Raw genomic sequence first — 14,087 nt, forward strand, 5'->3', positions numbered from 1 at the left:
CCCATGTTCGAAGCTGCGCGTTGGGGCGATGAAATTGAACACACCAGTGCGCTCGGCGGTTTTCTCGCCGGTGCAGTGATCGGGCTTGCGATTGCGACGGCAGCCGCATTCATGATCTGCACGGCGGGGCTCGGCGGAATTCTGCTGGGAATTGCCGTAGGACTGGCTGCCAGTTTCGTCCCCATGATTGGCGAAAGCATAGGGTCGGCAATGAGTTCGCCCGCCGGGGGGATCAAGCTTGAAGGCTGCTCGACGGATGTGTTCATCAATAGCCGCAATGCTGCCCACGCAAAGTTGAGCATGGGCACGTGCGATAAACACCCTGCGCCGGTCATGGTTGCCGAAGGCTCTTCCAACGTTTTCATCAACAATGTGGCGGCTTCGCGCAAGGGTGACAAACTGACCTGTGGCGCGAAGATCTCCAGCGGCTCGAACAATGTGTTCATCGGCGGCGGGACAGAGCGCTATCTGGATGTCGACGAAGAAGTACCCGGCTGGCTTCGGGTCACCGTCGACGTGCTGATGATTGTCGCCTCGATGGGGCGCGCATTGGTTCCGATCTACAAACTGGGTTTGACCCAAGGGCTGAAGGCTGCCGGGCCTTGCGCATTGAGGTTTGGAGCGACCGTGGCGGCCAGCTATCTGGCCGGGCGCTTTGTCATCGGTCCGGCCGTTGAGCGCGCAATCGGCGGTTTGAGCGGCAACCCCGTCGACCTTACCAGCGGGCGCAAGCTATTGCTCGAGTCCGGAGAAACCGACTTTGCGCTCCCGGGGCTCATGCCGATTGAATGGTCTCGCTTCTATGCCAGCGATCTGACCGTCGACAGCGTGCTCGGCAGAGGTTGGGTATTGCCCTGGGAACAAAGCCTGCGCAGAAGTGGCAGCTTCGTCTACCTCACGGATAACCAGGGGCGTAGCGTGCCCTTTGTGGATGTGGAGCCAGGTGATCGCATCTATAACCCCTATGAGCAGCTCCACCTGGTCCGCACCGAAGGCGGCCATTACCTGCTGCAAACCCTCGACAACCTGTTCTTCTACTTCGGCGAGGTGCCGGACGACAACAGCGTTGTCCCGCTGCAACGCCTGGAAAATGCCCTTGGGCATTACCTGCATTTCACCCGCACGACTGAAGGCCGGTTGACCGACATCAGCGCCACGGGTGGTGTTCGGGTGCACCTGCACTATGACAACCCGCTGGGGCGCCTGACCGACGTCAAGCGCGTCGTCGACAACCAGGCGGTTGAAACCCTGGTGCAGTATCGCTATGACGACAACGGCCAACTCATCGAGGTGATCAATCGCAACAGCGATTCGATGCGCCGCTTCAGCTACGCCGATGGTGTGATGGCCAGCCACAGCAACGCCCTGGGCCTGAGCTGTCATTACCGCTGGGAAACCATTGAAGGCCAACTGCGTGTGGTGGAGCACTGGACCAGCGATGGCGAACACTTTCACTACCGCTACGACTTCAAGCACCGCACCTCGTGGGCCACTGACGCACTGGGGCGCGAGCTCCAGATCCACTACAACGAAGATCGCCGCGTGATTGCCAGTCGCGACTTCGGCGGTGAGCAGTACGCCATCGACCTCGACGAAGCGGGCAACATGACCGGTCTCAAGCTGCCGGATGGAAACCGGTTGGGGTTCAAGTACGACAACTTTTCGCGTTTGCTTGAAGAAACCGACCCATTGGGCCGACAGATCAAATACAAGTACCACCTCGGTACTACGCTGGTCACAGAAACCACCTTCCTGGACGGCAGCACCTGGCAAGCCCGCTACGACGCCAAGGGCAACCTCATCGCCGAAGTCGACGCCCTCGGTCACACCACTGAATACCTCAACGGCGACGATGGCCTGCCACACACGATCATCGACGCGACACACAAGTCCAAATACCTGTGGTGGAACACCCTGGCCCAGGTCGAGCGCTTCCAGGATTGCTCGGGTAAAAACACCACATACCGCTTCGACGAGCGCCAGCACCTGGTCGCCGTCACCGACGCGCTGGGTCAGACCACCACACTGGAACGCAAGCCCGACGGCGAAGTGCTGCGCATCCATCACCCGGACGGCAGCGCCGAGTCCTTCACCTACAACGCCCTCGGCCAGGTGCTGACGCACACCGACGGCAAAGGCCAGACCACGCGCCTGCTACGCACCGCCCGGGGCCTGCCGAGCAGCCGCCAGGACGCCAAGGGCCAGCGCATTCGCTACGAGTACGACCCGGCGATTCGCCTGACGGCACTGATCAACGAAAACAACGCGGCGTACCAGTTCGCCTACGATGCGTCCGACCGGTTGGTCGAAGAAAAGCGCATCGACAACCTGACCCGGCGCTTCAGCTACAACCTCGGCGGGCATCTGACCCAGGTCGACGAAACCGGCTACGGCGAGCGCGGCGAACGGCCACAGCGCCGCACCGAATTCGAGCGCGACAGCATCGGCCGGCTGCTGGCCAAACTCAATGCCGATGCCCGTCAGGAGTACCTGTACGACGACGCCGATCGCCTGCTGTCGATCCAGCGCCTGCCGAGCGCGCAGGGCAAGCAACTCGGCGTCAGCGAAGAAACCCTCGAATTCTCCTACGACCTGCTCGGTCGCCTGATCCAGGAGACCACAGCGCAAGGCGCCTTGTCCTACGAGTACGACCCACTGAGCAACCTCACCACGCTGACGTTGCCTACCGGCCAACACCTCAATCACCTGTACTACGGCAGCGGCCACCTGCACCAACTCAACCTCGACGGCCAGCTCATCAGCGACATCGAGCGCGACGACCTGCACCGCGAAGTCCTGCGCACCCAGGGCACCCTCACCAGCTGCTTCGGCTACGACGCGATGGGCCGCAAGAGCTGGCAGTTCGCCTCGCGCCTGCCGGCGGAAAAACTCTCGCGCCTCCACAACCCCGGCATCCAGCCCGACCTGCTGGTCGAGCACGCCTACAACCCGATCCACCGCCGTCACCAGTACGACCCGGCCGGCGAGTTGACCCGCACCCTCGACAAACTGCGCGGCGAGATCAAATACCAATACGAAGCCAACGGCCAGTTGCACAGCCGCGACACCGGCCAGTTGATCGACAGCGAAGAGTTCCGCTACGACGCCGCGGCGAACCGGCTGAACTTCAACACCAGCCAGTTCGACCACGTCAAGGACAACCGCCTGAAGCGCTGGCGGGATCAGGAATATGCCTACGATGCGTGGGGCAACCTGATTGAGAAACTCAGCGGCATGGGCACGCTGCAGACGTTCACGTATGACTGCGAAAACCGCCTCGTCAAAGCTGAGACAATGGTCAACGGCAAGCTGGAAAGTACCGGTTCGTATCGTTACGACAGCCTGGGGCGGCGGGTTGCCAAGGTCTCCGACATCAACGGTAAAGCCGAGCAAAAGCATTTCTTGTGGCAAGGCCTGCGGATGTTGCGGGAGGAGAGTCCGGGGCAGAGCAGCCTGTACATTTACGAGCCGGTTAGTTATGCGCCGTTGGCGCGGGTGGATCAGGCCGAGGGTGAGGAACAGCAGCTTTACTACTTCCACACCGACCAGATCGGTACGCCGCTGGAGATGACGAACCGTGATGGGGAGATTGTCTGGCAGGCGACGTACAAGGCTTGGGGTTCGGTTGAGAAGCTGACGGTCAATGAAGTTGAACAGAACCTGCGGTTTCAGGGGCAGTATTTCGACGACGAGACGGGGCTGCACTACAACACGTTTCGGTATTACGATCCGGGGGTGGGGCGGTTTGTAACGCAGGATCCGATTGGGTTGGATGGTGGAGTCAATCTTTACCGGTATGTCCCGAACCCTACTGGCTGGATCGACCCTTGGGGTTGGGTCTGTATTCCAAATAAAGTTGCTGGCACTGCTCGAGAAGCTAGAGTGGGTAGTAGGTTGGAGGCTACTTTCGGCAAGCAAAATGTTTTGAAAGAGCGCTACTTGAGAGACGCTACAGGAAAAATTGTAAAAGGTCCGGATGGCACTGCACGGCGCGTGGATTTCGTCGTTAAGCGTTCCGATGGGAGTTGGCAGCCAATTGAAGTGACTAGTAAAACGGCAAATAAAACGCTCCAGCTTATCAAAGAGCAAGAAATACGCGAGGCTGGCGGTATGTTTGTGCGAAATCCTAAGACAAAAGAGTTGATTGAAGTTTCGGATGTTTCTAGATTAATAAGGGTGGACTAATGGTCGATTTTACAAAGTACAGTGTTCCAATGTTGTATAGTAGGAATAAGAATTTAGAGTATAAGCAGCACGTCATTGATACATCAATGGCATTGTTAGGTTTTTTGTGGAGGGAGGGGTTAATTGCAAATAAACCTTTTGATGATGCTGGGGGTTTGAAAATGGATTTCATTGTTAAGTTATCTGATCTTAGCCCGGAAGGAGTAGAGCTTTTTAAAAAAGCAGTACCAGCATGGCTTCAGAAAATTGACCGTGGAGGTGACCGATCAGATGTAGTGGGATTAGAGAAAGAACTGAAAAAAATCAGGTCTAAGTGATTAGTTGAGGTAGCACCAAAACGCCACCGCCAACCTGCTTAAATTCAATACCAGCCAGTTTGACCACGTCAAGGACACCCGCCTCAAGCGCTGGCGGGATCAGGAATATGCCTACGATGCGTGGGGCAACCTGATTGAAAAACGCAGCGGCATGGGCACGCTGCAGACGTTTGTTTATGACTGTGAGAATCGGCTGGTGCGAGCCGAGACGTTGGTCAACGGCAAGCTGGAAAGTACCGGTTCGTATCGGTACGACAGCCTTGGGCGGCGGGTTGGCAAGGTGTCAGAGGTCAAGGGTCGGACCGAGCAGAAGCACTTTTTTTGGCAAGGCCTGCGGATGCTGCGGGAGGAACGTCCGGGGCGGAGCAGTCTGTACCTGTATGAGCCGGGGAGTTATGCGCCGTTGGCGCGTGTCGATCAGGCGGAGGGTGAAGAGCAGCAGCTTTACTACTTCCATACCGACCAGATTGGTACGCCGCTGGAGATGATTGACGCGGACGGGAGCATTGTCTGGCAGGCGACGTACAAGGCTTGGGGTTCGGTTGAGAAGCTGACGGTCAATGAAGTCGAGCAGAACCTGCGGTTTCAGGGGCAGTATTTCGATGATGAGACGGGGCTGCACTACAACACGTTTCGGTATTACGATCCGCCGGTTGGACGATTTATTACGCAGGATCCGATTGGGTTGTTGGGAGGGGATAATCTCTATTCCTACGCTCCCAACACGAATGGGTGGATTGATCCTTGGGGCTGGAACTGTATTCCAAACAAGGTAGCTGGTACGGCACTGGCTAAAGAAACAAGCAAAATGTTCTCAGTGAAAGATATCTGCGCACTGCTGATGGAAAAGTTGCAAAGGATCCGCTTACTGGCGAGGGGCGTCGGCTCGACTTCGTCGTCAAAAATTCAGATGGCTCAGGTACTGCCAAGGAGATCACTAGCCTTGCGGCAGATAAAACTGGGCAACTCCTCAAGGAAGACCGGAATAGAGAGGCAGGTCGTATTTTTGTAAGGGATCCTGGGACGAAAAAGCTTATTGAAGTTTCTGATGTGTCTACTGTTATACGAGCAAAATATAGGTGTTATTGTGGCTGATTTAAATTTTACGTTATGTAGTGTTCCTATGCTGCTTAGCCGAAACAAAAGCAAAGAATACCAAGAGCGAATGATCTTAAAGCTCGCAGTGTTGCTGGGCTTTTTAAAAGGCAATAATCTCATATTTACTAATCCTTTTAAATTGGATGGAAGTTTGGATCTTGAGTGTATTTTGAAAAAAAACGATGCTGCGCCTGAATGTGTTGAGCTTTTCAAGAAAGTAATTCCTGGCTGGTTCTCGTATTTAGATAAGGGAGGTGATGTAAATAATACCAATCGACTTTCGCAGGGCTTGAAAAAGCTAACTTCTTAGTCGATAGAGCTAATTTTTTAGCGATATCGCGAATGTTGCTTTTTTTTGGTGCGCTAAACCAGTTTTTAACAGTGGTTACAAGCAAAAGGCGAGCTGGTCTGCTCGCCATAATTCTTGGCGGAATGATATATATATTAGATTAGAAGTGCGTACGGGCTATATTCAATAAGTAGTTTGAGAAATCGATAGCAGTGCAAGATCTCTTTAAAAATGTGGCAGAGATGGTATCCGTTATCCTGATAGCTTGGATGGTGACTTTGTAGCTCTCGTGGTGGGAAAGGAGAGCTATACATTCTATTAGCTGTGGGGGTTGAATGAGTGATGTAAGTGATTTTACGGTAGTCGATGGGCTTGGGAATTATGATCGCGAGGCTAATCCCCAAGGTTTAAGCGTTTGGGAATTACTCCCAAAGGAAGTGTCATGGTCATTTTGGGGGCGCTTATATAAAATTGAGAGCGCCGAAAAACTAATTCCTCAGCTACTAATAGGTGGTACTGGAATAGCGGTGGTTGTTTCTCCATTTAATGCTGAGAAAAACAAGGCGTTGGTTGTTAAGCCTGACGGTGAAGTGATGTGGGATGTTAGTGCTCTGGCTGGTACCATGATAAAAGGGGGCGTATTTTCAGATGTATATTATGTTTCGGGGCTGTTGTGTTTTTTTGTAAATATAAATGATCAGGACTTCAGGTTTTCGTTTGATGCTGTTTCTGGAGAGATTGGGGTTTTGACACCATCGTATTAAGTGCGCTTTGGAAGTTAGATGTCGTTGAGTCTGCATCTTCGGTCAGCGATTCCGGCTGCTATGCACGCCCGAGCAGTGCTGAGCAGCGCCAATAGGCTAAGGGCCAGTCGGTGAGTGGAAAAATACACGGCAATTTGAGGCTAAAATTCTTATTCCCAAGGGTACGACACTTAATATGGGGGCGGTGGCGCCACAGATTACCAAGGCAGGAACAGTATTCAAAGGGGGGCGGACCAAATACTCATGCCGCAAAATCGGCCAGAAAATTGGATTGTAGGCATTGGAAATATAAGCGCTATATAAGGGGCGTGAGATGAAAGAAGCTGATCTGATAGAGTTGTTGCGAGAAATATTAATTGAGTTGGAACAAATTCAGGCAGTGCGTGGGGGGACGGATCTTCGCTCTATTATCGAAGATTACGAGAGGGTAGTTGTGCTCTTGCTTCGAAGAAATTTGACCGATAATTTGATCGGATTTTCGCCTAGGGAATATTTGGAAATATATAGTGATTATGAAAATCCATTGCTTGAAAAAATGGATTTTGCACAGAGGGAGGTTAATAATTTTTTGGTTGTCAGGCCTTAAGTGGTTGATGTTTTTTTAACGCTATTTCAGTTTTTGATACGGTCATTAATACCCTCTGTCGATCGCTCTTTTAAAACTAATCGAAAAAAGTGTCTGCCAAAATTGTCTCAGTCGCTTTCTCTATAGTAATAATCGACGCCAGCCGCAAGCCCAAATGCCGGTGGTGGAACACTTTGGAACGCAAGCCCGACGGCGAAGTGCTGCGCATCCATCACCCGGACGGCAGCGCCGAATCGTTTACCTACAACGCCCTCGGCCAGGTGCTCAGCCATACCGACGGCAAAGGCCAGACCACGCGCCTGCTACGCACCGCCCGGGGCCTGCCGAGCAGCCGCCAGGACGCCAAGGGCCAGCGCATCCGCTACGAGTACGACCCGGCGATTCGCCTGACGGCACTGATCAACGAAAACAACGCGGCGTACCAGTTCGCCTACGATGCGTCCGACCGGTTGGTCGAAGAAAAGCGCATCGACAACCTGACCCGGCGCTTCAGCTACAACCTCGGCGGACATCTGACCCAGGTCGACGAAACCGGCTACGGCGAGCGCGGCGAACGGCCACAGCGCCGCACCGAATTCGAGCGCGACAGCATCGGCCGGCTGCTGGCCAAGCTCAATGCCGATGCCCGTCAGGATTACGCGTACGACGACGCTGATCGCCTGCTGTCGATCCAGCGCCTGCCGAGCGCGCAGGGCAAGCAACTCGGCGTCAGCGAAGAAACTCTCGAATTCTCCTACGACCTGCTCGGCCGCCTGATCCAGGAGACCACAGCGCAAGGCGCCTTGTCCTACGAGTACGACCCCCTGAGCAACCTCACCACGCTGACGTTGCCCACCGGCCAACACCTCAACCACCTGTACTACGGCAGCGGCCACCTGCATCAACTCAACCTCGACGGCCAACTGATCAGCGACATCGAGCGCGACGACCTGCACCGCGAAGTCCTGCGCACCCAAGGCACCCTCACCAGCTGCTTCGGCTACGACGCGATGGGCCGCAAGAGCTGGCAGTTCGCCTCGCGCCTGCCGGCGGAAAAACTCTCGCGCCTCCACAACCCCGGCATCCAGCCCGACCTGCTGGTCGAGCACGCCTACAACCCGATCCACCGCCGCCACCAATACGACCCGGCCGGCGAACTGACCCGCACCCTCGACAAACTGCGCGGCGAGATCAAATACGAATACGAAGCCAACGGCCAACTGCACAGCCGCGACACCGGCCAGTTGATCGACAGCGAAGAATTCCGCTACGACGCCGCAGCGAACCGGCTGAACTTCAACACCAGCCAGTTTGACCACGTCAAGGACAACCGCCTGAAACGCTGGCGGGATCAGGAGTATGCCTACGATGCGTGGGGCAACCTGATTGAGAAACGCAGCGGGATGAACCGGCTGCAGACGTTCACGTATGACTGCGAAAACCGCCTCGTCAAAGCTGAGACGATGGTCAATGGCAAATTGGAGAGTACCGGGTCGTATCGGTATGACAGCTTGGGGCGGCGGGTTGCCAAGGTGTCAGAGGTCGATGGCGTCACCGAGCAGAAGCATTTCCTGTGGCAAGGCTTGCGGATGCTGCGGGAGGAAAGTCCGGGGCGGAGCAGTCTGTACCTGTATGAGCCGGGGAGTTATGCGCCGTTGGCGCGTGTCGACCAGGAGGAGGGTGGGGAGCAGCAGCTTTACTACTTCCATACCGACCAGATTGGTACGCCGCTGGAGATGACTGACGCGGACGGGAGCATTGTCTGGCAGGCGACGTACAAGGCTTGGGGTTCGGTTGAGAAGCTGACGGTCAATGAAGTCGAGCAGAACCTGCGGTTTCAGGGGCAGTATTTCGATGATGAGACGGGGCTGCACTACAACACGTTTCGGTATTACGATCCGGAGGTGGGGCGGTTTGTTACGCAGGATCCGATTTCTTTATCAGGAGGCATGAATTTTTACTCGTATGCACCAAGCCCTAATAACTGGGTTGATCCATTAGGTTGGTGTTCTACGAAGTTAGGTAACAACATGGGAGCACGTACCGGCGATGGAATGGCAAATCACCATTTGATACCCGAAGAGCTGATAAAAAGTACTCAGTTCAAAAAAATGTTTGGTAGGCTGAACAAAATTGGTTGGGATCCGGATGGGGCGTCCAATGGGATTTTTCTACCTGGCTCAAAAGATCTAGCCAAAACTACTGGCATGCCGGGGCACTGGTCGAATCACGGTCAGTACACTGAAGCTGTAAAAAACAAGTTGGTGAAACTTAACAATAACCTAAATAATTTGACTGATATAGATCTGGCGCTTGGCGTGAAAAATGTTCAAACGTGGGCTGCTCAGGGTCTAGAAGGCGGGCTATTTAAACTTGATGCCATAACTGGTCGGTTGCTTTAAAGGTGGAAAAATGAAAGATATATATATTATTAGTTATGAGCCGGATGGTGAGGGTGCGCCATTTTTTTTTGATTTGAGTTGGGTTCCCGATTTGCCAACCTTCCATTATCCCTCCGAAAACCCAGAGCAAGGTGCCTTAAGCGACTGCTATCGAGCAATGGCTGATGTTCCCCAATTAACGGCAGATTGGTTGCCGGATCATTTTTTGGCGTCCAAAGACTTTTTGGCTGTCTGCGATGTTTTTGAGTGCAAGTATGTTAGCAGGCCGGTTGAACTTTTTACTCAGGGGGTGGCCAAGCAAGATAAGTCATATTTTTTCTTCGCCGTTGTCGAAAGGCTGAGAGCTATGGATTTGGATAGTTCCTCTTTCGTGCTGGATAGTAATGTGAAGTCAGGCGCTCTCGATTTGAGGGGTTCAACTTATGAGCGTATTGATAAGCTTGTAGTTTCGGAAAGTGTTGATTCTGATTTGTTCTATTTTGAAGAGATTCATGAGGTTGCATGTTCTGCTCGCTTCCTTAATGAGTGTATTAATAAGAAAATCCATGGTCTTACCTTTAAAAAGATAGATGATGATTATCGGTATGCGCCCTGGGATGATTTTTAGTTAGACGAAGCCGAATGTTATGACGGTGAGAATCGGTTGTTCCGGGCTGAGACGCTGGTTAATGGCAGGCTGGAAAGTACGGGGCCGTATCGGTACTACAGCCTGGGGCGGCGGGTTGCCAAGGTTTCAGAGGTTAACGGTAAAACCAACTCAACCTCGACGGCCAGATGATCAGCGACATCGAGCGCGACGACCTGCACCGCGAAGTCCTGGGCACCCAGGGCACCCTCACCAGTTGCTTCGGCTACGACGCGATGGGCCGCAAGAGCTGGCAGTTCGCCTCGCGCCTGCCGGCGGAAAAACTCTCGCGCCTCCACAACCCCGGCATCCAGCCCGACCTGCTGGTCGAGCACGCCTACAACCCGATCCACCGCCGTCACCAGTACGACCCGGCCGGCGAACTTACCCGCACCCTCGACAAACTGCGCGGCGAGATCAAGTACGAGTACGAAGCCAACGGCCAGTTGCACAGCCGCGACACCGGCCAGTTGATCGACAGCGAAGAATTCCGCTACGACGCCGCGGCGAACCGGCTGAACTTCAACACCAGCCAGTTCGACCACGTCAAGGACAACCGCCTCAAGCGCTGGCGGGATCAGGAATATGCCTACGATGCGTGGGGCAACCTGATTGAAAAACGCAGCGGCATGGGCACGCTGCAGACGTTTGTTTATGACTGTGAGAATCGGCTGGTGCGGGCTGAGACGTTGGTCAACGGCAAATTGGAGAGTACCGGTTCGTATCGGTACGACAGTTTGGGGCGGCGGGTTGCCAAGGTTTCAGAGATCAACGGTCGGACCGAGCAGAAGCACTTTTTGTGGCAAGGCCTGCGGATGCTGCGGGAGGAAAGTCCGGGGCGGAGCAGTCTGTACCTGTATGAGCCGGGGAGTTATGCGCCCTTGGCGCGGGTGGACCAGGCGGAGGGTGGGGAGCAGCAGCTTTACTATTTCCATACCGACCAGATTGGTACGCCGTTGGAGATGACTGACGCGGACGGGAGCATAGTCTGGCAAGCGACGTACAAGGCTTGGGGTTCGGTTGAGAAGCTGACGGTCAATGAAGTTGAACAGAACCTGCGGTTTCAGGGGCAGTATTTCGATGAGGAGACGGGGCTGCACTACAACACGTTTCGGTATTACGATCCGGAGGTGGGGCGGTTTGTTACGCAGGATCCGATTGGGTTGGATGGGGGGTATAACTTATATAAATATGCGCCCGGTCCTACTGGATGGATCGATCCAATGGGGCTCTCGTGTGGCTCTGATGCGAAAATTTTAAGACAAAAACTCGGTCCTAGCCCTGTCGGAGGCGGGCAGTACGATGCGCATCATATAATAATGTCAAATTCGAAAGATCTTAGGATGGTGGCGCTTCGGGACAAAATGAAAGCGTTGGATATAGACATAAACGACAAACGTAATGGGATATGGTCGCCTAATACGGAGTCTGCTCGAGTGCCAGGGAGCAGCGCAACACCTCATAAAGGTGCAGGTGTGCATAGTAATGCTTATAAGCAAAAAGTTTTTGATTCGTTGTCAGGGAGGAACACAAGAGAAGAGTTTTTGAGTGGTCTGGCTGATATTAAGAAATCCCTCGGTGAAGGTGTTAATTTCAAAAGGTAGTTAAGTATGAATTATTCAGATTTGCTGGTGCTTAAGGACGAGGCATTGACTAAAATTAGCGACGAGACTTTTTGCGCTAAGTTTGTTGATGATGCTGCTTACGGGGAGATTTTTTTTTCTAAGGGGCCATGTTATACGATAATTCCATTGGAACTCGAAATGGCGGGTGTTACTCCATCAAAAATTCTTGATAAGGAACCGGCCAGTAAAAAGAACGTATCTAAGTATTTTCTTTGTGATGGTCAAGTAGTAAAAATTGAAAGTTATAATTCTCAAGGCTTGCTGGGTGAGTTCGAATTTTTTAGGTCTTTTGAAGGTGTATTATTCTCACTTCGGAAAAATAAACATAACGAGATCCTTTGGCTAAAGATAGCAGAGCTAAAGGAAGGGAAGGTTCTAAGAGCTTGTCGCGTAGATGGGGATATGGAGTATTGGGCATATCGATATAACTGGGAGGGGGACAGAGTTAAAGAGGTTGTTTCATTGGCGAGTAATGGTGTGGCTGGTACTGTAATCAAGGCTGGATATGATATAGATTCGACTGTTGCAAGGCTCTTTTTCTTGAATGGTGGTAAAGAGGTAGATATATATTCACATATCTAGAAACCGATTTTCATATGGTTGGTAGATGTTGGTCTATGAATACGGCGTGCTAAGCAACCTGACTATGCGGGCGCAAATAACTTACCAACAACGCAGCCACTTTACGCATATCGGGGCGTTGGTCGGATTGCGGCCTTAGGCCAGCAGCTCATTATGGGCATATAATCGGTTAGCTACTTGGCGGTTCGGGTGGGAAAGATGGTGTGTTTCCTCAGCTTTCCAAAGTGAGTAGAGGATTGTTTAGGGGTTATGAGAGGCAAATATTTAACGATATATCAAAAAATGGGCCAATTGATGTGGAATTGATTTTTAAGTATGGGGTTGGTGGTACAAGACCGACAAAAATTTTGTATAACTTATTTAGGAGTGGAGAATTGCTTGATGGCAAAATATTCCTCCGCTAACACGGGTGATGCCCTCGGAGAGGTAGTGCGCTTAACTCTGAGTAGTTTTATGAATGAAATGTATGGATGGGAGAAGAAGTACTATAAAAAAAGCATGGAGGCACTTGAGGATGAGTCCTTGGAAGAGTCGCTGCAGAATCACATGCGGGCTGATTTGTTGAGTATATTCTCTAAGTATGTGGTTCAAATTGATAGAAATTATGAACGACTAGAAAATCTGGTTTGCGGGAGTAACCCGGAATACGACCCGGAAAACGACAACGTAGGGGGGGTTGAGGTTAGGGGGGATTCTGCATCGGTAATAATAGAAAAAAATACTGGGCTTTCAACGGTGTATCGATTGGTTTTTTCGATCAATGAAGGTGACTGTGTAATTCAGGGGCGTGACTTTAAGTCTGGTGGTAAGTGGAATAAAACATATGTTTGAATAATCTTGGTTTTTAACTGCCTGGTTGGGATGAAAGGTTTCTTGGCGAATTCATTGGTGTGAACTGTACTTGATTTACGGTGGGGCAAGGAGGTCAAGGCTCAGACACCTACATTTAAAATGCAGTGTCTTACTCAGCAATTTTAACTGTTTTGTCGGTAAAAGGCATGAAGTGATCAGTTTCGTTATGACTGTGAGAATCGGTTGGTCCGGGCTGAGATGTTGGTCAACGGAAAGCTCGTAAGTACCGGTTCGTATCGGTACGACAGCCTGGGGCGGCGGGTTGCCAAGGTTTCAGAGGTCAACGGTCGGACCGAGCAGAAGCACTTTTTGTGGCAAGGCCTGGGGATGCTGCGGGAGGAAAGTGCGGGACGGAGCAGTCTGTACCTGTATGAGCCGGGGAGTTATGCGCCTTTGGCGCGGGTCGATCAGGCAGAGGGTGGGGAGCAGCAGCTTTATTACTTCCATACCGACCAGATTGGTACGCCGCTGGAGATGACTGACGCGGACGGGAGCATAGTCTGGCAGGCGACGTACAAGGCTTGGGGTTCGGTTGAGAAGTTGGCGGTCAATGAAGTTGAACAGAACCTGCGGTTTCAGGGGCAGTATTACGACGACGAGACGGGGCTGCATTACAACACGTTTCGGCATTACGATCCGCAGATTGGACGATTTATTACGCAGGATCCGATTGGTTTGTTGGGGGGGATAATCTCTATCAATATGCACCCAATACCACTGGTTGGATTGACCCGTTTGGCCTATGCAAAAGTTCTGCAAGTGGTGTTAAAGGCACAAATAAAG

9 protein-coding genes and 3 pseudogenes are annotated in these 14,087 nt (G+C 52.6%); all 12 read left to right on the forward strand.

Annotated elements, in window-relative coordinates:
* Nucleotides 1-3 precede the first annotated feature (3 nt).
* On the forward strand, nucleotides 4-4,185 hold the full coding sequence (locus tag C9422_RS18300) for an RHS repeat-associated core domain-containing protein (RefSeq protein ID WP_116581640.1): 4,182 nt from the start codon (nucleotides 4-6) through the stop codon (nucleotides 4,183-4,185).
* Nucleotides 4,185-4,502, forward strand: coding sequence for a hypothetical protein (locus C9422_RS18305; protein ID WP_116581641.1), 318 nt, complete (start codon nucleotides 4,185-4,187; stop codon nucleotides 4,500-4,502). The genes C9422_RS18300 and C9422_RS18305 overlap by 1 nt, the downstream gene beginning before the upstream one ends.
* Nucleotides 4,503-4,521: 19 nt before the next feature.
* Nucleotides 4,522-5,262: pseudogene (locus C9422_RS18310) on the forward strand (RHS repeat domain-containing protein); the annotation flags it as partial.
* Nucleotides 5,263-5,538: 276 nt separating this feature from the next.
* Nucleotides 5,539-5,910 carry a hypothetical protein gene (locus tag C9422_RS18315; RefSeq protein WP_256589982.1) on the forward strand — a complete coding sequence of 124 codons (372 nt, stop codon included), beginning with the start codon at nucleotides 5,539-5,541 and terminating at the stop codon, nucleotides 5,908-5,910.
* Between the two features lie 314 nt (nucleotides 5,911-6,224).
* Nucleotides 6,225-6,653, forward strand: coding sequence for a hypothetical protein (locus C9422_RS18320; protein ID WP_116581643.1), 429 nt, complete (start codon nucleotides 6,225-6,227; stop codon nucleotides 6,651-6,653).
* A gap of 313 nt (nucleotides 6,654-6,966) precedes the next feature.
* Complete coding sequence (locus tag C9422_RS18325; protein ID WP_116581644.1) at nucleotides 6,967-7,239, forward strand: hypothetical protein; 273 nt, start codon at nucleotides 6,967-6,969, stop codon at nucleotides 7,237-7,239.
* 128 nt (nucleotides 7,240-7,367) lie between these two features.
* Nucleotides 7,368-9,620 (forward strand): annotated as a pseudogene (locus C9422_RS18330) (RHS repeat-associated core domain-containing protein); the annotation flags it as partial.
* A 10-nt stretch (nucleotides 9,621-9,630) separates the two neighbouring features.
* Nucleotides 9,631-10,227 carry an imm11 family protein gene (locus tag C9422_RS18335; RefSeq protein ID WP_116581645.1) on the forward strand — a complete coding sequence of 199 codons (597 nt, stop codon included), beginning with the start codon at nucleotides 9,631-9,633 and terminating at the stop codon, nucleotides 10,225-10,227.
* A 209-nt stretch (nucleotides 10,228-10,436) separates the two neighbouring features.
* Nucleotides 10,437-11,849: an RHS repeat-associated core domain-containing protein gene (locus C9422_RS18340; protein WP_371924801.1), complete on the forward strand. Its 1,413-nt coding sequence runs from the start codon at nucleotides 10,437-10,439 to the stop codon at nucleotides 11,847-11,849.
* A 6-nt stretch (nucleotides 11,850-11,855) separates the two neighbouring features.
* Nucleotides 11,856-12,452, forward strand: coding sequence for a hypothetical protein (locus C9422_RS18345; protein ID WP_116581646.1), 597 nt, complete (start codon nucleotides 11,856-11,858; stop codon nucleotides 12,450-12,452).
* A gap of 381 nt (nucleotides 12,453-12,833) precedes the next feature.
* Nucleotides 12,834-13,283: an NTF2 fold immunity protein gene (locus tag C9422_RS18350; protein ID WP_165824790.1), complete on the forward strand. Its 450-nt coding sequence runs from the start codon at nucleotides 12,834-12,836 to the stop codon at nucleotides 13,281-13,283.
* Between the two features lie 180 nt (nucleotides 13,284-13,463).
* Nucleotides 13,464-14,062: pseudogene (locus C9422_RS32575) on the forward strand (RHS repeat domain-containing protein); the annotation flags it as partial.
* Nucleotides 14,063-14,087 lie beyond the last annotated feature (25 nt).

The sequence above is a fragment of the Pseudomonas sp. B1(2018) genome, from assembly GCF_003097365.1.
GTDB classification, from domain to species: domain Bacteria; phylum Pseudomonadota; class Gammaproteobacteria; order Pseudomonadales; family Pseudomonadaceae; genus Aquipseudomonas; species Aquipseudomonas laurylsulfatiphila.